Annotated in this window: 18 protein-coding genes; 11 read left to right on the top strand and 7 right to left on the bottom strand. The window is 72.0% G+C overall.

Going from position 1 to position 19,962, the window contains the following annotated elements; all coding sequences use genetic code 11:
* Positions 1 to 81: 81 nt before the first annotated feature.
* From KV106_RS14715 to KV106_RS14700, 4 genes are read right to left on the bottom strand one after another with little or no spacing between them, the layout of a single operon-like run.
* Positions 82 to 1,731 (bottom strand): rhodanese-related sulfurtransferase, encoded by a 1,650-nt coding sequence (locus KV106_RS14715; protein ID WP_261210853.1) that lies wholly within the window; start codon positions 1,729 to 1,731, stop codon positions 82 to 84.
* Positions 1,728 to 2,360, bottom strand: a complete 633-nt coding sequence (locus KV106_RS14710; protein WP_261210852.1) for a cysteine dioxygenase family protein — start codon at positions 2,358 to 2,360, stop codon at positions 1,728 to 1,730. Before KV106_RS14710 ends, KV106_RS14715 begins: the two co-directional genes overlap by 4 nt.
* On the bottom strand, positions 2,357 to 3,337 hold the full coding sequence (locus KV106_RS14705) for an ABC transporter substrate-binding protein (protein ID WP_261210851.1): 981 nt from the start codon (positions 3,335 to 3,337) through the stop codon (positions 2,357 to 2,359). Before KV106_RS14705 ends, KV106_RS14710 begins: the two co-directional genes overlap by 4 nt.
* Entirely contained in the window at positions 3,334 to 4,569 is a 1,236-nt protein-coding gene (locus KV106_RS14700) for an acyl-CoA dehydrogenase family protein (protein WP_261210850.1), read from the bottom strand. Before KV106_RS14700 ends, KV106_RS14705 begins: the two co-directional genes overlap by 4 nt.
* A gap of 141 nt (positions 4,570 to 4,710) precedes the next feature.
* Here KV106_RS14700 and KV106_RS14695 point away from each other — a divergent pair, with 141 nt between their 5' ends.
* From KV106_RS14695 to KV106_RS14680, 4 genes are all read left to right on the top strand, one after another.
* Entirely contained in the window at positions 4,711 to 5,832 is a 1,122-nt protein-coding gene (locus KV106_RS14695; RefSeq protein WP_261210849.1) for an LLM class flavin-dependent oxidoreductase, read from the top strand.
* Positions 5,833 to 5,893: 61 nt separating this feature from the next.
* Positions 5,894 to 6,715 carry a class II aldolase/adducin family protein gene (locus KV106_RS14690; protein ID WP_261210848.1) on the top strand — a complete coding sequence of 274 codons (822 nt, stop codon included), beginning with the start codon at positions 5,894 to 5,896 and terminating at the stop codon, positions 6,713 to 6,715.
* A gap of 25 nt (positions 6,716 to 6,740) precedes the next feature.
* Entirely contained in the window at positions 6,741 to 7,742 is a 1,002-nt protein-coding gene (locus KV106_RS14685) for an ABC transporter substrate-binding protein (protein WP_261210847.1), read from the top strand.
* A gap of 13 nt (positions 7,743 to 7,755) precedes the next feature.
* The gene (locus KV106_RS14680) at positions 7,756 to 8,736 is read left to right on the top strand and encodes an ABC transporter substrate-binding protein (RefSeq protein ID WP_261210846.1); all 981 of its coding nucleotides are present in this window, start codon (positions 7,756 to 7,758) and stop codon (positions 8,734 to 8,736) included.
* On the opposite strand, the gene pdxR is transcribed toward KV106_RS14680, so the two are convergent.
* Complete coding sequence (gene pdxR / locus KV106_RS14675; protein ID WP_261210845.1) at positions 8,737 to 10,233, bottom strand: MocR-like pyridoxine biosynthesis transcription factor PdxR; 1,497 nt, start codon at positions 10,231 to 10,233, stop codon at positions 8,737 to 8,739. It abuts the gene before it with no gap.
* Positions 10,234 to 10,336: 103 nt separating this feature from the next.
* Here pdxR and KV106_RS14670 point away from each other — a divergent pair, with 103 nt between their 5' ends.
* Complete coding sequence (locus tag KV106_RS14670) at positions 10,337 to 11,083, top strand: GNAT family N-acetyltransferase (RefSeq protein ID WP_261210844.1); 747 nt, start codon at positions 10,337 to 10,339, stop codon at positions 11,081 to 11,083.
* Positions 11,084 to 11,089: 6 nt separating this feature from the next.
* Here the strand turns inward: KV106_RS14670 and KV106_RS14665 are convergent, their stop codons facing one another.
* Positions 11,090 to 12,007, bottom strand: a complete 918-nt coding sequence (locus tag KV106_RS14665) for a LysR substrate-binding domain-containing protein (protein ID WP_261210843.1) — start codon at positions 12,005 to 12,007, stop codon at positions 11,090 to 11,092.
* Between the two features lie 135 nt (positions 12,008 to 12,142).
* Between KV106_RS14665 and KV106_RS14660 the strand changes: the two genes are divergently transcribed.
* Positions 12,143 to 13,705: a M20/M25/M40 family metallo-hydrolase gene (locus tag KV106_RS14660; RefSeq protein WP_261210842.1), complete on the top strand. Its 1,563-nt coding sequence runs from the start codon at positions 12,143 to 12,145 to the stop codon at positions 13,703 to 13,705.
* Positions 13,706 to 13,717: 12 nt separating this feature from the next.
* Here the strand turns inward: KV106_RS14660 and KV106_RS14655 are convergent, their stop codons facing one another.
* Entirely contained in the window at positions 13,718 to 14,581 is an 864-nt protein-coding gene (locus KV106_RS14655; protein WP_261210841.1) for a symmetrical bis(5'-nucleosyl)-tetraphosphatase, read from the bottom strand.
* 23 nt (positions 14,582 to 14,604) lie between these two features.
* Here KV106_RS14655 and KV106_RS14650 point away from each other — a divergent pair, with 23 nt between their 5' ends.
* From KV106_RS14650 to KV106_RS14630, 5 genes are read left to right on the top strand one after another with little or no spacing between them, the layout of a single operon-like run.
* The gene (locus KV106_RS14650) at positions 14,605 to 15,921 is read left to right on the top strand and encodes a hemolysin family protein (protein WP_261210840.1); all 1,317 of its coding nucleotides are present in this window, start codon (positions 14,605 to 14,607) and stop codon (positions 15,919 to 15,921) included.
* Between the two features lie 16 nt (positions 15,922 to 15,937).
* On the top strand, positions 15,938 to 16,906 hold the full coding sequence (locus KV106_RS14645) for a protein kinase family protein (protein ID WP_261210839.1): 969 nt from the start codon (positions 15,938 to 15,940) through the stop codon (positions 16,904 to 16,906).
* Positions 16,907 to 16,945: 39 nt separating this feature from the next.
* Positions 16,946 to 17,923, top strand: coding sequence for a VWA domain-containing protein (locus KV106_RS14640; protein ID WP_261210838.1), 978 nt, complete (start codon positions 16,946 to 16,948; stop codon positions 17,921 to 17,923).
* A gap of 16 nt (positions 17,924 to 17,939) precedes the next feature.
* Positions 17,940 to 19,265: an adenylosuccinate synthetase gene (locus KV106_RS14635; protein WP_261210837.1), complete on the top strand. Its 1,326-nt coding sequence runs from the start codon at positions 17,940 to 17,942 to the stop codon at positions 19,263 to 19,265.
* Positions 19,262 to 19,909, top strand: a complete 648-nt coding sequence (locus KV106_RS14630; RefSeq protein WP_261210836.1) for a class I SAM-dependent methyltransferase — start codon at positions 19,262 to 19,264, stop codon at positions 19,907 to 19,909. Before KV106_RS14635 ends, KV106_RS14630 begins: the two co-directional genes overlap by 4 nt.
* Positions 19,910 to 19,962 lie beyond the last annotated feature (53 nt).

Genomic DNA, 19,962 nt, shown 5'->3' with positions numbered 1-19,962 from the left:
CTTTTGGCGAGACAAAAGAAAGTGACTCGCCCGCCGGGGCGAAATCCCGGCCGACAGCCTCAGCAAAAAGCCACCCCAAATTCAGACCACGACAAACCGATGCGTCCCATCCCGCCCCAACTGCTCGACCAGCCCGAACTCCCAATCCAGATACCCCTGCATAGCCTCCACGGAAGCCGAGGTCCCTTCATAAGGCCTCCGATACCGATCAGTCCTCTCACTACCCAGGCGAGTCTCACCAGCCTCGGAAGGCAGCCCGGCAGAAAACCAGGCCGCATTCCCGCCACGTAGCACGAGCACTTCCACATCCAGCTCCCCACGCGAATCGAGCCACTCCCTCAGATCCGAAGCCGCATACCGAGCCAGCAAACTGCTCCCACAAGTCAGCACATAGCGCCGAGCCAAAGGAATGACGCCAGAAACCGCATCCAAGAGCTGCGCCCGAATCGCAAACCACGCCCCCGGCACATGCCGCTTCACGTAATTCGCACCGGCCGTCACATCGATCACCGCGGTCGATGAAGCATCCCCGTCGAGCAACCGAGCCAGGTCAAGCGGCTCGATCTCTCCAACGGCCCGAGCCACTTCCGGATACACAGCGGCCAGAGCACCGCGTTCGCTCAACGCATCAGCAGCAGGCACAGGCTCCACCACATAGACCTCCCACCCCATCTGTGCCAGCCAGGACGCAGACATCGAAGCCCGCACCCCATCGTCATCCGCCAGCACGATCCGCGCATGCCGCACCGGCACCTGGTGATCCGTCTCCTGCACCAGCTGCCCGCCGGGCGCGCCGGCAAAGCCGGGAAGATGACCCGCCGCGTATTCCTCGGGCGTGCGCACATCGAAGCGATAGACCGTCCGCCCCGCCTCCTCGAGCGCGTCCACGGCATCGACGGCCACCCACCGCACCCCCGCCTTCTCCGCCACGCGCCGCGCATCGGCACGCGCCTGCGAACGATGCGCCTCGCTCACCGCCTCGGGCGCACGCCGCACCGCCCCATGGTCGAGCACCTGCCCCGCGAGCTTCCACCCGATCGTGCCGTTGCGCAGCGCGGCCACGGGATTGGGAATGCCGGCATTCACCAGCGACTGCGTACCGATGATGCTGCGCGTGCGCCCCGCGCAATTGACGATCACGCGCGTGGCCGGATCGGGTGCGAGCTCGCGCACGCGCAGCACCAGTTCGGCGCCCGGCACGCTGGTGGCGCCCGGGATGCTCATGGTCTGGTACTCGTCGAAGCGGCGCGCGTCGAGCACGACCACGTTGGCGCGCTCGTCGATCAGCGCCTTCACCTCGGGCGCCGAGAGCGAGGGCGTGTGGCGCTCGTGCTCGACCAGTTCGCCGAACGATTTGCTCGGCACGTTGACGTCGCGGAACAGCTCGCCGCCGGCCGCGCGCCAGCCCTCGAGGCCGCCCTCAAGCAGGTGCACCCGGGTGTAGCCGAGGCCGGTGAGCCGCCGCGCGGCCAGCGGCGCGAGGTCGGTGCCGCGGTGCTCGCCGAACAGCACGATCAAGGTGTCGCGGCGCGGGATGCGGCGCCAGGCCTCGATCTCGATGCGCGACAGCGGCAGGTTCGCGGCCCACAGCGGATGGGCCTGGGCGAAGGGGTCCTCCTCGCGCACGTCGAGCAGCGCGATCTCGGCGCCGGGCGTGAGCAGGCGTTCGCGCACGGCTGCGAACGAGAGGAAGGGGAAGGCGGAGGTGGCTTGGAGCGTGGCGTCGGTCATGGCGTGGTGGCGGGCGGGGCCGCCCGGAGTTCGGCGGACCGGTCCCAGAGATTGGGCAGCAGCGTGTTGGTGTAGCCCGAGACGAAGGGCTTGCGCCCGCCCTCGGCCGGGTAAGTATGCCGCCGCACCGCGCCGATGTTGGCGCCATAGACATGGATGCTGATCGACACGCGGTCCGCGTGCGCGTTGTGCACGCGGTGCAGGTCGCCGACGGTGGGCGAGACGGCCTCGACGTCGCCTTCGTCGAGCCGCACCGCGTCGCCCACGGGCCGCGCCTGGCCGTCGTCGCCGAAGGCATGGGGCTGGCTGTACTCGGCGCCGCGCAGCATGCCGATCAGGCCCCACACGGTGTGGTCGTGCACCGGCGTGGCCTGGCCCGGTCCCCAGACGAAGCTCACGACCGAGAAGCGCTCGGTGCTGTCGGCATGCAGCAGGTACTGCTGGTAGCGCGCGGGGTCGGGCTGCGCGAAGGCCTCGGGCAGCCAGTCGTCGCGCGCCACCAGCCGGCGCAGCAGCGCACCGCCCTCGGCGAGGATGGCGCGCTCGTCGGGCCGGCCGTCGAGCAGGCGGCCGAAATCGACCACGAACTCGCGCAGCGGCGCGATCGATGCGGGAATGGCGGCGCTCACGCCGCGCGCTTCCAGAGCTGGGTGTCGGAGATCGCGCGCACGTCGACGCGCACCGGCAGGATGCCGTCGCGCGCGGAGCGGTCGGCCACGGCCTGCAGCGCCACGATGTCGGCCTCGCTCACCGGCCGCGCGGCCACCGAGGCGCGCGCGGTGATGAGCCGGGCCGATTCGATCGGCAGCCGCGTGAGCTGGCTGTAGGCCTGCGCGTAGGCCTCGGGATTGGCCAGCGCCCAGTCGCCCGCGCGGCCCAGCCGGTCGAGGAACTGCACGATGGCGGCGCGCTTGGCGGGATCGGCCAGCGAAGGTTCGCTGGCGGTGATGAAGCCCAGCGCGGTGTTGATGCCGCGGCCGTCGCGCAGGATGCGCCCGCCCTGCTGCAGCGCGATCGTGTAGTAGGGATCGAAGATGGCCCAGGCGTCGATCTGGCGCGAGGCGAAGGCGGCCGCCGCATCGGTCGGCAGCACGAACTTCACCGTGACCTCGTCGCGCCGCACGCCGGCCTCCTCGAGCGCGCCGTAGAGCTGGTACTGCGAGATGCTGCCGCGCGCCGACGAGACGACCACGGTCTGGCCGCGCAGCTCGGCCACGCTGCGCAGCTTCGAATCGGGCTGCACCACGATGCCGAGCGAGTCGGCCTTGCCGACGCGCGTGGCGACGATCTTCAGCGGCGTCCTGCCGACGGCCGCGGCGAGCACCGGCAGGTCGCCGGCCATCGCGGTGTCGACCGCCGCGCTGCGCTGCGCCTCGAACAGCGGCGCGGCGCCCTGGAAGTTGGCCCAGCGGTAGGCGAAGGGCGCGCCCTCGAGCGCCTTCGAGGCCTCGAACAGCGAGCGCAGTCCGCCGGCCTGGTCGCCGAGTACCAGCGAGATCTGCGGCTGCGCCCAGCCGCGCAGCGAGGCCGCGGCCGCGAGGGAAAGCGCCGCGCCCTGCTGGAGCCAGCGGCGGCGCGATGCCTTCGAGAACAGCAGGTCGGTCATGCGACGGCTCCCGCCGACAGCAGCGCGCGCTTGCCCGCGCCGACCAGGAGCGCGTCGTTCTGCGGCGTGTGGATGCGGCTGCAGAGCACGTCGCGGTAGTGACGCTCGAGCGGGTTCTGGCGCGCGAGGCCATGGTTGCCCGTGAGCTGCAGCGCGAGCTCGACGGCGCGCACCGCGTTGCCGGTGACGGTGTGCTTGAGCAGCCCGCTGTCGACCGCCGACGGCGTGCGGCCGCCGTCGACGGCCTCGCTGGCCGCGTCGAGCAGCACGCGGTTGGTGCGCAGCAGCGCCTCGATCTCGCCCACCGTCTCCTGCACGCGCGGCAGGCTCGAGAGCGGCGCGCCCAGGCTGCCGGGCGCGCGCTGGTTCAGGAAACCTACGAGCCAGTCGCGTGCCGAGCGCGCGACCGCGTCGTACAGGCTGCCGAGCAGCACCACCATCCAGGCCTGCTGCGAGGCCTGGGCGTCGATGTCGGTCTGGCTGCCGGCATCGGGCGCCCAGTCGGCCGGCGCGCGCAGGTCCACCGCATGGTCGAGCGGGATCGCGACGTTCTCGAACACCACCTCGTGGCTGCCCGAGGCGCGCAGGCCCAGGTGGTCCCAGCTCGCGATCACGCGCACGCCCTCGGCATGGCGCGGCACCAGGAACACGCCGATGCGCGGCGCGGGTTCGTCGGTGCGGGCCCACACGGCGAGCCAGCCCAGGCCCTCGATGCCGGTGGTGTAGAGCTTGTGGCCGTCGATGCGCCAGCCCTCGCCGTCGCGGCGCGCCACGGTGGCGGGCAGGCCGCCGCGCGCGGGCGAACCGAGCGCGGGCTCGACGCGCAGCGCATTGATCAGCGCGCCCTGCTCGACCGCGTCGCGCACCACGCGCTCGCGCAGGTGCGGCGGCCAGCGGCTGTCGCCGCGCGCCAGCCCATGGTGCTGCAGGTAGGTCATGGTGAGGATCAGCGCCGTGGCGGGCTCGCCGCGCGCCACCGCGGCGATCACCTGCCGCGCCGACGCGAGCGTGGCGCCGCCGCCGCCAAAGGCGCTCGGCGCGACCAGTCCGATGAGTCCGTGCGAGTGCAGCGCCTCGAAGTTCTGCGCGGGAAAGGCGCCGCTGCGGTCGTGGTCGGCGGCGGTGCTCGCGAAGCGCGCCGTGAGGCTGGCCAGCAGCGCGGCGTCGGGCAGGCCGGAGGAATCGCGGGAATTCGGGCCGGCCGCGGGCCGGCGCAGGGGGATGGCGCTCATGGTCCCGGCACGTTAGCGAGCCGCCGTGCGCGCGAAAACGACGCATCGCGCATATCCAAACTCGTTTTTCTGCGTTCGCATCGGCGGCGCGGCTGGTTAGTTTCGCGGTGGTCCCGCCCTTCCCACCATCGCACACACACCATGAGCCAGAACCCCACCGACAACGGCGTCGAATTCATCGGCATGATCCAGGGCCAGAAGGTCTCGGAGATCCATGCCGCCCAGGGCCCGGCGATCGACCGCGACTACGTGCGCGCCTTCGCCCAGGCGCACGAGCAGGCCGGCTTCGACCGCGTGCTGGTGCCGCACCACTCGACCGGCCCCGATGCCACGTTGACCGTGGCCTACGCGGCCTCGGTCACCAAGCGCATCCACTTCATGCTCGCGCACCGCCCGGGCTTCGTGGCGCCCACGCTGGCGGCGCGCCAGTTCGCCTCGCTCGACCAGTTCAGCGGCGGACGGCTCGCGGTGCACTACATCTCGGGCGGCTCCGACGACGAACAGAAGCGCGACGGCGACTGGCTCGACCACGACCAGCGCTATGCGCGCACCGACGAATACCTCGATGTGCTGCACAAGGTCTGGCAGGCCGACAAGCCCTTCGATCACGAGGGCGCGCACTACCGCGCGCTCAATGCCTTCTCGGAGGTCAAGCCGCTGCAGACGCGCAACGGCCGCCCGCACGTGCCGGTGTATTTCGGCGGCGCCTCGGAAGCCGCGATCCCCGTGGCCGGCAAGTACGCCGACGTCTACGCGCTGTGGGGCGAGTCGCTCGAGCAGGCGCGCGAACTCACGACCCGCGTGCGCGCCGAGGCCGCGAAGCATGGGCGCAGCGTGCGCTTCTCGGTCTCGTTCCGCCCGATCCTGGCCGAGACCGAGGAGCAGGCCTGGGCCCGCGCCGACCACATCCTGGCCGAGACGAAGCGGCTGCGCGTGGTGCAGGGCTACAACCGCGGCGGCCCGCAGCAGAGCGAGGGCGCCAGGCGCCTGCTGGCCGCGGCCGGACAGGGCACGCGGCTCGACAAGCGGCTGTGGACCGCGGTCGCGCAGGAGATCGGCGGACGCTCCAACAGCACCGCGCTGGTCGGCACGCCCGAGCAGGTCGCCGATGCGCTGCTCGACTACTACGACCTCGGCGTGACCACCTTCCTGATCCGCGGCTTCGATCCGCTGGAGGACGCAGCCGACTACGGGCGCGAACTGATCCCGCGCACGCGCGAACTGGTGGCGCAGCGCGCGGCTTCGGTCCGCAAGGCCGCCTGACCACCCTGCCTTCCTCCCTCCCCCAGCGGGGGAAGGAGCAGATACCCAAAAGGACATCCCCATGAGCGCCGTTCTTTCCATCGACCGCAACGCCTCGGCCCTGAAGCTCAACCCGGTGCCGACGCAGAAGTACTGGTTCGACCCGATCCCGCCGCGCACCAGCGTGCAGGCCGAGCGCCGCCACCGCCAGGAGCGCCTGGCGGGCGCCTTCCGCCTGTTCGCGCGCTTCGGCTTCGCGCAGGGCCTGGCCGGCCACATCACCGCGCGCGATCCCGAGCTGGCCGACCACTTCTGGGTCAACCCGCTGGGCATCCACTTCTCGCGCATCAAGGTCTCCGACCTGCTGCTGGTCAATGCCAGGGGCGAGACCGTGATCGGCGACCGCCCGCTCAACAAGGCGGCCTTCGCGATCCACGCGGCGATCCACGAGCACAACCCCAAGATCGTCGCGGCCGCCCATACCCACTCGACCTACGGCAAGGCCTGGTCGACCCTGGGCCGCAAGCTCGACACGCTGACGCAGGACAGTTGCGTGTTCCACGACGACGTGGCGCTGTTCGACGACTTCACCGGCATGGTGGTCGACACCAGCGAGGGCGACCGCATCGCGCGGGCACTGGGCGACAGGAAGGGCGCGATCCTCAAGAACCACGGCATCCTGACCGCCGGCCCGACGGTGGAGGCCGCGGCCTGGTGGTACATCGCGCTCGACAACGCCTGCCACACGCAGCTGCTGGCCGAGGCCGCCGGCACGCCGCAACCGATCGACGAAGCCACGGCGCGCCACACGCACGGCCAGATCGGCGGGCCCGAGGGCGCGATCCATTCCTTCGACAGCCTCTACCAGGGGCTGGTCGAGGCCGAGCCCGAGCTGCTGGACTGACTCCTTCTTTCTCCTGGAACCGCCGATGAACGCATCCCTCTCCCGCCGCCGCCTCCTGCGTGCCGGCGGCGCCGCCGCCGTGGTCGCCTCGGGCGGCCTGATCGCCTCGCAGGCCTTCTCGCAGTCCACGCGCAAGCTGACCTTCGCCTGGAACGCCGCGGCCTTCTGCCTCTCGCCGGTGGTGGTGGCGCAGGAGCGCGGCTACTTCGAACGCAACGGCCTGCAGGTCGAGCTGATCAACTACACCGGCTCGACCGACCAGTTGCTCGAATCGCTGGCCACGGCCAAGGCCGACGCGGCGGTGGGCATGATCCACCGCTGGCTCAAGCCGCTGGAGTCGGGCTTCGACGTGAAGATCGTCGGCAGCTCGCACGGCGGCTGCGTGCGCCTGGTGGGCGCCAGGGCCGCGGGCGCCACCAGCCTCGCGAGCCTCAAGGGCAAGATCATCGGCGTGTCGGACATCACGAGCCCGGGCAAGAACTTCTTCTCGATCCTGCTCGCCAAGAACGGCATCGACGCCGAGCGCGACGTGACCTGGCGCCAGTACCCGGCCGACCTGCTCGACCTCGCGGTGCAGAAGGGCGAGATCCACGCCATCGCCGACGGCGACCCGAACGTCTACCTGATCGAGAAGCGCAACAAGGGTGCGTTCGTCGAAATCGCGAGCAACCTCACGGGCGAGTACAAGGACAAGGTCTGCTGCATCGTCGGCGCGCGCGGCGAGCTGGTGCGCAAGGACAAGGCCACCGTGGCGGGCCTGGTGCGCGCCATCTCGCAGGCCTCCGACTACGTGGCCGAGAACCCGAACGAATCGGCCAGGCTGTTCGCCAAGTATTCGCCCAAGGTGCCGGTGGAGGACCTGCGCGCGCTGCTGGGCACGCTCACGCATGCGCACCATCCGCTGGGCCGCAGCCTGCGCGACGAGGTCGCGTTCTACGCGGCCGACTTCCGCAACGTGGGCGTGCTCAAGAAGAGCACCGACCCGGCGCGCTTCGCGGACCACGTGTCGTACGACCCGCTGGCCTGAGCACGGTCACGCCATGACGAACCGCATGCCATCCGCCAGCCGCCGCCGCTTCATCGCCCAGGGCGGCGCCGCCGCGACCATCGCCGCCCTGCCCGCCTTCGCGCTGCAGGCCCGTGCCCAGGCGCGCCCGCTGCTCAAGGCCGGCGACCAGAAGGGCGGCCTGCGCGCGCTGCTCGAGGCTGCGGGCGGGCTCGAGGGCCTCTCGTACGACATCCAGTGGTCGGAATTCCCGGCCGCCGCGCCGCTGGCCGAGGCCTTGAACGCGGGCGCCGTCGATTCGGGCCCGATCGGCGATGCGCCGCTGATCTTCGCGCTCGCGGCCGGCACGCGCGTGAAGGCGATCGGCGCCAACCGCTCCGACTCCTACGGCACGGCCGTGCTGGTGCGGCCCGATTCGCCGCTCAGGAGCGCGGCCGAGCTCAAGGGCAAGAGCGTGGCCACCAACCGCGGCTCCATCGGCCACTATGTGACGCTCAAGGCCATCGTCGCGGCCGGGCTGAAGCCCGAGGACATCAACCTGCGCTTCCTCGCGCCGGCCGACGCCAAGCTCGCGCTCACGCAGGGCTCGGTCGATGCCTGGGCCACCTGGGAGCCCTATACCGCGCTGGCCGAGACCAGCGGCCATGCACGCGTGCTCGCGAGCGGCCGCGGCTTGCTGCCGGGCCTGAGCTACCTCGCGGCCACCGAAGCGGCGATTGCCGCCAAGCGGCCGGTGCTGCAGGACTTCCTGCAGCGCGTAGTGCGCGCGCAGCAATGGTCCTATCGCAACGTCGATGCCTTTTCCGCCACGCTCGCGCGCATCATCGGCATCCCGCCCGAGGCCGCCAGGCTGCAGTTCGAGCGGCGGCAGCAGAAGTGGGTGCCGATCGATGCGCAGGTGGTCGCCGACCAGCAGGGCACGGCGGACTTCTACCGGCAGGTGGGGCTGATCAAGCAGGGGCTGGATGTGAAGACCACCTTCGATACCGGCTTCGGGATCGGCATCGCAGCCTAGCTAACCGGCATCCACCGCGCGCGCCAACTGCGCCAGCCGCTTCGCCATCGGCTCGAACAGCTCGGCCGAGGTGTTGCCGTAGCCCAGCACCAGCCCGTTGCAGTCCGGCCCGAGCCGGATCGCGGCGGCCGACAGCGGCATCGGCGCCATGCGGTGGCGCCGCGCCTCGGCGGCGATGCGGCGGTCGTCGAAGCGCGCGGGCAGGCGCAGGGTGAGGTGCATGCCGCAGTGACCGCCGTCGATGGTGTGCGGCAGCCTGAAGTGGCGCTCGAGCGCGGCGCGCAAAGCCTGCTGGCGCTCGCGGTACAGGCGCCGCATGCGGCCCAGGTGGCGGCTGAACTGGCCGCTCTCGATGAAGTCGGCCAGCGCGAGCTGCTCGTGGCGATGGCCGCCGCGCAGCATCTCCTCGAGCGGCGCGCGCACGGTGGCCAGCAGGTCCTCGGGCAGCACCAGGAAGCCCAGCCGCAGCGAAGGGAACATGGTCTTGCTGAAGGTGCCCACGTAGAGCACCGGCGCCTGCGGCACCAGCCCCTGCATGGCGGCGATGGGATCGCCGGTGTGGCGAAACTCGCTGTCGTAGTCGTCCTCGATGATCCAGGCGCCGTGCGCGCGCGCCTGCGCAATCAGCGCGAGCCGCCGCGCGATGCCGAGCACCACGCCCGAGGGGTACTGGTGCGAGGGCGTGGCATAGACCAGCCGCGGCGTTTGCAGCCGCCAGTCCTCCTCGCTCGCGCGCAGGCCGCCGGCATCGACCGGCATCGGCACGATGCGCAGGTCGCCCGCGTGCATCGCGGACTTGGCGCCGCGGTAGCCGGGGTCCTCGACCCAGGCGGTGTCGCCCGGGTCGGTGAGCAGGCGCACGCACAGCGCGATGGCCTCCTGCGCGCCTTCGGCGATCACCACCTGCTCGGCCGTGCAGCGCACGCCGCGCGCCAGGCCCAGGTGCTGCGCGATGGCGGCGCGCAACGCGGGCTCGCCGAAGGGATTGCCATAGCCGAGCGCGGCATGGCCGGCGCCGCGCAGCGCGCGGTCGAGCGCGCCGCGCCAGGCCGCGATCGGGAAGTGCGACAGCGCGGGCACGCCGGGGCGCAGCGCGAGTTCGGGCTCGGCGCGGCTTCCCATGGGATGGATGCGCGCGAGCCGGCCCGCGGTGGCGGGCACGGCCGGCGCGCGCGGGCCGCGGCGCGGCGGCACGGGCGCGGCCAGTTCCATCACGCGCGTGCCCTGGCGGTCGGGCCGCAGGTAGCCCTCGGCCGCGAGATGCTCGTAGGTGGCCGTGACGGTGTTGCGCGACACCGCGAGCGCCTCGGCCAGCGCGCGCGAGCCGGGCAGCCGCGTGCCGGGCGCGAGGCGGCCGTCGAGGATGGCGCGCTTCAGGCGCTCGTGGAGCTGGCGCTGCATCGAGCCGGCCTCGCGCTCGCGTGCGAGCGGCGCCTCGAGCAGCACGCGGCGCACGGGGTCGGACAGGGTGGCGGAGGAGTCGGCGGCATCGGTCATCGGGCGTTTCTCGTGGCACCATGAAATGCTTCTGCGGTGGCACTTTTCGTGGCGCCACGGCGGGCGTACTGTAGCGCCTGTCGTCACCGAAAGAGAGTTCCCCATGCCCGCCTCCCCCACCCCGCACACCCCACTCACCCCGCGCACCAACCAGTTCGGCCAGACCATCGGCGCCGCCCTGCCCGGCTGGTCGCCGCGCCCGAAGCCGCCGCGCACGCCCATCGAAGGCCGCCTGTGCCGGCTCGAACCCTTGTCGGCCGAGCGCCACGCGGCCGACCTGCATGCCGCCCATGCGCTGGCACCCGACGGCCGCGACTGGACCTACCTCTCGGTGGAGCGCGCGCCCGACGCCGCGAGCGCGCGTGCCTACGTGGAGCTGCTCGCGCAGAGCGCGGACCCGATGCACTTCGCGGTGATCGACAAGGCCACGGGCCGCGCCGTGGGCAGCCTCGCGCTGATGCGCATCGAGCCCAACCATGGCGTGATGGAGGTCGGCCACGTGACCTTCTCGCCGCTGCTCAAGCGCACGCCGCTGTCGACCGAGGCCCAGTACCTGCTGATGCAGCTGGCCTTCGACGAGCTCGGCTACCGGCGCTACGAATGGAAGTGCGACAACTTCAACGCACCCTCGAAGAAGGCGGCGCAGCGCCTGGGCTTCCAGTTCGAGGGCGTGTTCCGCCAGGCGATCGTCTACAAGGGCCGCACGCGCGACACGGCCTGGTTCTCGATCGTCGACGGCGAATGGCCAGCGCTGCGCGCGGGCTTCGAGCAATGGCTCTCGCCCGCCAACTTCGATGCCGACGGCAGGCAGCGTCGGTCGCTCGAACAGGTGCGCGCAGCCGCGGCCTGACGCGACTCAGGCCGCGGCGGGCGCGGGCAGCTGCTCGCCGAGGAAGGCCAGGAAGGTCTTCACCACCTCGGACAGGGTGCGGCCCGCCAGGGTCTGCAGTTCGACCGCGCGGCCGCGCATGCCGCGCTCGCGGATCTCCGCCGCGTGCAGCTCGCCGCGCCGCACGCGGTCGCGCACCGTGATCTCGCCCGCGATCGTGAGGCCGCCGCCGTGCAGCACGAAGCTGGCCAGCGACTCGAAGCGGTTGCTGGTCAGCACTGGCTCGAACACCAGCCCGCGCTGGCTGCAGCCCACGTCGAACAGCTGGCGCACGGTGTTGTCGGCGCCCGAGAGCGCGATCGGGTACGGATGCATCTGCGCCAGGGTCACGGTGCGCAGCTTCGCGAGCGGATGGTCGGGCCGCATCACGGCGAACACCGAGGCCGGCTGGCGCCGCTCGACGCGGATGCCGTCGACTGCGGCGCGGCTGTAGGTCAGGCCGATGTCGGCCTCGCCGAGCAGCACCGCCTCGGTCACCTCGGCCGGCCGCGCGGCGCGCAGCTGGAACTGGATGCCCGGGTGTTCGGCGCGAAAGTCCGCGATGGCGCGCGGCAGGAACTCGTTGGCGAAACCCGAGGAACAGGCGAGGCGCACCCGCCCGCGCTTCAAGCCCTGCAGCCCGCGGATGTCGGACACCACGCGCTCGGCCTCGAGCGCGCCGTGCAGCGCATGCGCGGCCAGCAGCTCGCCCGCGGGACTCGCGACCATGCCGCGCGGATGGCGCTCGAACAGCGGCACGCCGAGCAGGTCCTCGAGCATCGCCACCTGGCGGCTGATGGCCGAGGGGCTGACGCTGAGCCGCTCGGCCGCGACCGTGAGCGAGCCGCTGCGGGCCACCTCGAGGAAGTAGCGCAGGGCGGTGTCCTGCAGGCGGTGGGCGGTCATGACGGGCTTTCGCTTTGAGGAAAACGCAAAGATATCGCCAAAAAACGGCAATTGTTCAAAAGCGGCGGCCTGCCTAAGCTGCACGGTGGCCGCCCCGGCCAGCCCCTTCCCTCACCCCCACCGAACGATCCGCGCATGCACCTCCCGCTCCTCCACCGCCCCGCGCCCCGCCCACGCACCCTGCTCGCCCTGCTGGCCGCCGCCCTGATCGCCGGCACCGGCCTGGCCCAGGCGGCCGACCTGCCGCAGGCCGAGGCCGAACGCCACGCGCAGGCCAGCTACCGCGAGTACTTCGAGCTGCTCTCGCTGCCCAACGACGCGATCGTTCCCGAAGACATCCGCAAGAACGTGGACTGGCTCGCCAAGGCCTTCGAGAAGCGCGGCTTCGCGACGCGCCAGCTCGACAACGACGGCAAGCCGATGCTCTATGCCGAGCTGCCCGGGCGCGACCCGGCGCGCAAGACCGTGCTGTTCTACATGCACCTCGACGGCCAGCCGGTGATTCCCGCGCAGTGGGCGCAGAAGAGCCCGTGGACGCCGGTGCTCAAGCGCCGCGCGGCCGATGGCGGCTGGGAGGAGATCGATGCCGCGCCGCTGTTCGACGGCCCGGTCGATCCCGAGTGGCGCGTGTTCGGCCGCGCCTCGGCCGACGACAAGGGCCCGATCATGATGATGCTGGCCGCGATCGACGCGCTGAAGGCGGCCGGCGGCACGCCCGCGGTCAACGTCAAGGTGATCCTCGACAGCGAGGAGGAGAAGGGCTCGCCCTCGATCGCCAAGGTGATGCAGGCGCACCGCGAGCTGCTGGCCTGCGACGCCATCGTGATCCACGACGGCCCGATGCACGCCACCAACCGACCCACCCTGGTGTTCGGCAACCGCGGCGCGGCCGAGGCGCGGCTCACGGTCTACGGCGCCAAGGTGCCGCTGCACAGCGGCCACTACGGCAACTACGCGCCCAACCCGGCGCAGCGGCTCGCGACCCTGCTGGCCTCGATGAAGAACGAGCAGGGCCGCGTGACCGTGGCCGGCTACTACGACCGGGTGCGCATCAGCGCGGCCGACCGCCAGGTGATGGCCGCGGTGCCCGACGACGAGACCGCGCTGCGCCACCGCCTGGGCATCGCGCGCACCGACAAGGTGGGCGCCAACTACCAGGAGGCGATGCAGTACCCTTCGCTCAACGTGCGCGGCATGGCCTCGGCGGCGGTCGGCGACAAGGTCGCGAACATCGTGCCCGACCGCGCGGTGGCCGAGCTCGACCTGCGCACCACGCCCGATTCCGACGCGGCCTACCTGGGCGCGCTGATCGAGAAGCACATCGTCAAGCAGGGCTACCACCTCGTGAAGGGCACGCCCAGCGACGAGGACCGCGCGCGCTACGACAAGCTCGCGACCTTCAGCTACCAGAGCGAGGGCGCCGACGCGGCCGGCGCGCCGATCGATTCGGCGATCGGGCGCTGGGCCTACAAGTCGCTGACCGACAGCTTCGGCGCCACGCCGGCGCCGGTGCGCATCCGCATGATGGGCGGCACGGTGCCGACCGCGGAGATCGTCAAGGTGCTGCAGGTGCCGTTCGCGATCGTCCCGCTGGTGAACGCCGACAACAACCAGCATGCGGCCAACGAGAACCTGCGGCTGGGCAACTACGTGAGCGGCGTGCGCACCATCTACAGCCTGATGACGCACCCGCTCTGAACGAACGGAGGCTCAGGCGCCCTTGCCGGGCTTCTGCGCCTGCTCGCACTTCACCTGGATCCGCTCGCGCTCGTCGAGCGTGGCGCCGATGCGCACCGCGCTGAGGCAACCGCCCCAGACGCAGCCGGTGTCGGTCGACAGCAGGTCGGGCCGCGACACCCAGCCCAGCGTGGACCAGTGGCCGAAGGCGACCGTGGCTTCGGCCGTGCGGCGACCCGGCACGTCGAACCAGGGCATGTAGCCCGCGGGTGCCTGGGCCGCGTCGTCCTTGGTCTCGAACTCCATCGTGCCGTCGACGGTGCACAGCCGCAGCCGCGTGAGCGCGTTGACGATCACGCGCAGCCGGTCGCTGCCTTCGAGCGTGTCGCTCCAGCGATCGGGCTGGTTGCCGTACATGGTGGTGAGGAATTCGCCGAGGTCGGGGCCGCGCAGCACCGCCTCGAGCTCGCCCGCGTGGGCACGCACGTCGGCCACGCTCCACTGGGGCAGCACGCCCGCGTGCACCATCAGCAGGTCGCGCGCGGCCGCGCCCGAACCGATGCGCCGGTGCAGCGCCATGTGCTGGTGGCGCAGCCAGTCGAGCATCGCCTCGCGGTCGGGCGCGGCCAGCAGCTCGGCCAGCGTGTCCTTGCGGCCGGACTTGCGCACGCCATGCGCCACGCCCAGCAGGTGCAGGTCGTGATTGCCCAGCAGGCTCAGCGCCGCGCCGCCCAGGCGCTGCGCGCGCCGCAGCACCTGGGCCGATTCGGGGCCGCGGTTGACCAGGTCGCCGAGCAGCACCGCGGTGTCGCGGCTGGGAGAGAAAGCGAGCTCGTCGAGGAGCCGGCCGAGCGCGCTGTCGCAGCCCTGGATGTCGCCAATCAAGTAAAGTGCCATCTCCTCATTCTCTCCCCCCGTACATGGATGTCTTCCTGCTGGCCTTGCTGACCACGCTCAACGCGTTGTTCGCAATGTCCGAAATGGCCCTTTCCACCAGCCGCCGCGCGCGCCTCGCGGCATTGGTCGAAACCGGGGATACGGGCGCCGCCGCGGCGCTCAAGCTGATGGAGTCGCCGACCCAGTTCCTCTCGACGGTGCAGATCGGCATCACCTCGATCGGCATGCTGAGCGGCATCGTGGGCGAGGCTGCCTTCGCGGCGCCGCTGGCGGTGTGGATGGAGAGCGTGGGCATGGGCGCGGGCACCGCCAGCGTGGTGTCGACCGCGGTGGTGGTCACCTGCATCACCTTCTTCACGATCATCTTCGGCGAGCTGGTGCCCAAGCGCATCGGCCAGCTCTACCCCGAGCCGGTGGCGCGCTGGGTCTCGCGCCCGATGCGCGGCCTGGCCAAGGGCGCCAAGCCCTTCGTCTGGCTGCTCGCGGGCGCCACCGCCACCGTGCTGAAGCTGCTGCGCATCGACGCCAACGCGGCGCGCTCGGTGACCGAGGAAGAGATTTCCGCCAGCCTCGAGGAAGGCGTGGACGCCGGCGTGATCGAGCAGCACGAGCACCAGATGGTGCGCAACGTGTTCCACCTCGACGACCGGCGCCTGTCCTCGCTGATGATCCCGCGCGCCGACATCGAATGGCTCGAGGCCTCGTTCAGCGTGGCCGAGGCGCTGCAGAAGGTGGCGGCCGCGGGCGCGCTCAACCTGGTGCATTCCTGGTACCCGGTGTGCCGCAACTCGCTCGACGACGTGGTCGGCGTGATCAGCGTGGCGCACCTGCTGCGGCTGGGCCCGGCCCACGTCGGTACGCTGGGCCAGGAGGCCACGGCCGCGGTGTTCGTGCCCGAGACGCTGACCGGCATGGAACTGCTCGAGCAGTTCCGCGCGCGCGCCGGCCGGCTGGTGTTCGTGGTCGACGAATACGGCGTGGTGCAGGGCCTGATGACGCCGCGCGACCTGCTCGAAGCGATCACGGGCGAGTTGCAGCCCGGCATGCAGACCGACGCCTGGGCTCACGAGCGGCCCGATGGCATCTGGGAGCTCGACGGCCTGATGCCGGTGTCGGAGCTGCGCGCGCGCCTGGGCATCCGCGAGCTGCCCGACGAGGAGCGCGGCCTCTACAACACGGTGGCCGGCTTGCTGATGGCGGTGTCGGGCCACCTGCCCTCGGTGGGCGAGCACATCGACTGCGCCGGCTGGTGCTTCGAGGTGACCGCGCTCGAAGGCCGGCGCATCGACCGCGTGCGCGCCTCGCGCGATCCCTCGGTGCCGTCCGGCGGCGACGACTGACGCGAGCGGGGCGCCGATGCTGTCGCTGCTCGCGCTCGCTTGCCCCCAATGCTCCGCGCCGCTGCCGCGCGCGGCGCGCTGGCGCACCGTCAACTGCAGCTACTGCGGCGCCACCATCTCGCGCGGCGAGGAAACGGTCGAGCGCGAGAGCTTCCGCGCCGCGTTGCAACGCGCCAATGCACGGGGCGCCGACGGCGCGCGCCTGCTGCGCTGGCGCGGCGCGCGCTACCGCGTGCTGGCGCCGCTGGCCACCGGCGAGCACAGCGAGGTGCTGCTGGCCGAACGGCTCGGCGCCCTGCCCGAGCGCGTGACCTTCAAGCTGGCGCGCGGCCGGGAGGGCGCCGAGGCGCTGGCGCGCGAGCATGCCGCGTTGCAGGCCCTGCAGTCGCTCGCCATGCCCGGCGCCGCCTATTTCACGCGCCGGCTGCCGCAGCCCGTGGGCCTCGGCGCGATCGATGCCGCCGATGGCTCGGAAGACGCGCGCCAGGCGCTGGTGCTGCGCCATCCGACCGGCTACTGGGGCAGCCTGCTCGACGTGCAACGCGCCAACCCGCGCGGCATCGATGCGCCCCATGCGGTCTGGCTCTGGCGCCGCATGCTCGAGGTGCTGGCCTTCGTGCACGACGCGGGCTGGACGCACGGCGACCTCTCGCCCGCCCATGCGCTGGTGCATCCGCGCGACCATGGCGTGCTGCTGATCGGCTGGTCGCGCGCGCGGCACGACACGGCACGCGCCGCGGACGACCTCGCGCAGAGCGCCTGGGCGGTGCGTGCCGTGCTGCATGGCCACGAAGGCCTCGGCGAACCGGGCACCGGCGCCGCGCCCGCGCCGCTGGCCGCGCTGCTGCGCCGCTGCAGCGAGGACCCCGGCGAATGCCGCCGCCTCGGTGCGCGCGGCATCGAGCAGGCGCTGTCGGCGGCCGCGCGCGAGGCCTTCGGCGCGCCGCGCTTCATTCCCTTCGATCCCGCGCCGCACGGCGGCTGACGGTCCTTTCTTCTTCTCTCTTCACGACGAGGAACATCCATGGGTTACGGAAACTATTCGCACGCCGCGCACGCGGCCCTGGTCGCGGACCGCGCCACCAAGTCGGGCGCCGAGGTCTTCACCCAGACCGCCACCCATCCGCTGATGGACCCGCGCGGCCTCAAGGTGCGCGAGGCGCGCGACAACGCCGACCATCCGAACTCGCTGGGCATCGTGTTCGCGCTCGACGTCACCGGCTCCATGGGCGACATCCCGCAGACGCTGGCGCGCCGCGAGCTGCCGACCTTCATGAAGCTCTTGACCGACTGCGGCGTGGCCGACCCGCAGCTGATGTTCATGGCGATCGGCGACGCCACCTCCGACCGCGCGCCGCTGCAGGTGGGCCAGTTCGAATCCACCGCCAACCTGATGGACCAGTGGCTCACCTGGAGCTACCTCGAGGGCGGCGGCGGCGGCACCGGCGAGGAGAGCTACGAGCTGGCCTTCTACGTGATCGCGCAGCACACCGACATGGACTGCTGGGTCAAGCGCAAGAAGCGCGGCTACCTGTTCGTGACCGGCGACGAGCTGCCCTACCCCGCCGTCTCGCGGCACCAGATCGAGGGTCTGGTCGGCGAGAAGCTCGACGAGGACATCCCGATCGAGGAGGCCATCGCGGCCGCGGCCGAGACCTGCCACCTGTTCTTCCTGATCCCCGACGCGCAGCGCCGCCGCCGCTGCGAACCGCGCTGGCGCGAACTGCTCGGCGACCACGTGATCTGCATGGACTCGCCCGACGACGCCTGCGCGGTGGCCGCGGGCATCGTCGCGCTGACCGAGAAGGCCGTGCCCAGCCTCGACGAGCTCGGCCGCGTGATGGCCGCGACCGGCAGCGTCGACGAGGCGCGCATCAACGGCGTGCTGCATGCGCTCGACGGCTATGCGGCGCTGCTCGATCCGAACAAGCCGCGCCACGCGCCGCCGAGCGCCGCCGCGTCGGCACCGCGCTCGTCGTGGTGGAAGCGCCTGTTCGGCTGACCCCTTCGCGCGCGTCGTGAGCACCGGCGCCACGCGCTATCTCTCGCTGCTGGGCCTGGGCTTCGGCGACTGCGGCAAGGGGCTCTACACCGACCACTTCTGCGCCGCGCTGCGCGCCCACACCGTGGTGCGCTTCAACGGCGGCGCGCAGGCCGGCCACAACGTGGTGCTGGCCGACGGGCGCCATCACACCTTCTCGCAGTTCGGCGCCGGCAGCTTCCAGCCCGGCGTCGCCACGCTGCTCGCGAGCCCGGTGGTGGTGCATCCCACGGCGCTGCTCGTCGAGGCCGCCGTGCTGCGTGACAAGGGCGTGCCCGACGCGCTCGCGCGCCTGCGCATCGACGCGCGCTGCCGCGTGACCACGCCCTTCCACCAGGCCGCGGGCCGGCTGCGCGAATGGGCGCGCGGCGAGGCGGCCCATGGCAGCTGCGGCGTGGGCGTGGGCGAGACCGTGCGCCAGGCACTGGCCGCGCCCGACCTCGCGCTGCGCTATGGCGACCTGCTGCGGCCGGCGCTCGCATTCGAGAAGCTCGAGGCGCTGCGCCTCGTGTTGCTGCGCGAATTCGCGCCACGGCCCGATCCCGATTGGCAGCGCGAACAGACGCTGCTGGCCGATGCCAGCCTGTCGCAGCGCTGGCTCGCGGCCGTCGAACCCTGCCTGCGCGCCACGCCGCCCTCGGGCGTCGATGCGGTCGCCGAGCAACTGGCGCGGCCCGGTGCCGTGGTGTTCGAGGGCGCGCAGGGTGTGCTGCTCGACGAATGGCGCGGCTTCCATCCGCACACGAGCTGGAGCACGGTCTCCACCGCCGCGGTCGAGGCCGTGCTGTGCGACGCCGGCCTGGGCACGCCGCCCGTGCGGCACCTGGGCGTGCTGCGCAGCTACCTCACGCGCCATGGCGCCGGACCACTGCCCACGCACGATCCCGCGCTCGCCGCGCGGCTGCCCGAGCCGCACAACGCCGACGCCGGTTGGCAGGGCGCGTTCCGCCGCGGGCATCCCGATGCCGTGCTGCTGCGCTATGCGATCGCCGCGGCCGGCACGCTCGACGGCCTGGTCGCGAGCCATCTCGATGCGATCGGACGCGCGGGCCTGCGCTGGTGCGAGGGCTACCGCGATACCGATGGGGAAACCATCGCGCAGCTCGCGTTGGGCCCCGAGGCGGACCTCGATCATCAACTGCGCCTGACGCGCCTGCTGGAGCGCGCGCAACCGGTCTATGCGGAGGCCGGCATCGCGAGCGAGCGCGACTGGCTCGAACGCGTGGAGGCCGCGAGTGGCCTGCGCGTGCAATGGGGCTCCCACGGCCCCACGCGCGACACCCTCGAGGCGCTGCGGCCATGAGCAAGGTCGACGACACCCGCTTTTGGGACCGCGGCGCGCGCAAATACGCGCGCGGTGCGGTCGCGGACCCGGCCGGTTACGAGCGCACGCTGGACCGCACGCGCGGTCTGCTGCGGCCGGACCATGGCGTGCTCGAACTGGGCTGCGGCACCGGCAGCACCGCGCTGCGGCTCGCCGGTGGCGTGCGGCGCTATCTCGCCACCGACATCTCCACCGAGATGATCGCGATCGCGCAGGAGAAGCTGGCCGCCCAACCCGTTGCGGCCCTCGCGCTGCGCACCGCGACCGTGGACGAACTCGCGACCGGCACCGAACGCTTCGACGCGGTGCTGGGCTTCAACTACCTGCACCTGGTGCGCGACCTGCCAGGCACGTTGCGCGGCATCCATGCGTTGCTGGCAAGCGATGGCCTGTTCGTGTCCAAGACACCCTGCCTCGGCGACATGCCGGTGCCGTTGCGCCTGCTCCTGCTGCCCGCGATCGGCCTGGCCCGCGCGCTCGGCAAGGCGCCGCACGTGTCGGTGTTCGACACGTCGCAACTGAGCCAGCGGATCGAGGCGGCGGGCTTCGAGATCCTCGCCACCGAGCGCCATGGCTCGAAGCGCGGCGATCCGCGCGCCTTCATCGTGGCGCGCAGGCGATAGGGACGCCAACGCCCATCGGCCGAAACGGCGGCCGCACGAGGCCGGACAAATCC

Origin of the sequence: Variovorax endophyticus (assembly GCF_025376855.1) — a bacterium.
Taxonomy (GTDB): domain Bacteria; phylum Pseudomonadota; class Gammaproteobacteria; order Burkholderiales; family Burkholderiaceae_C; genus Variovorax.
The sequence above is the reverse complement of the archived record's forward strand: the minus strand, read 5'-3'. Positions and strand labels throughout refer to the sequence as shown.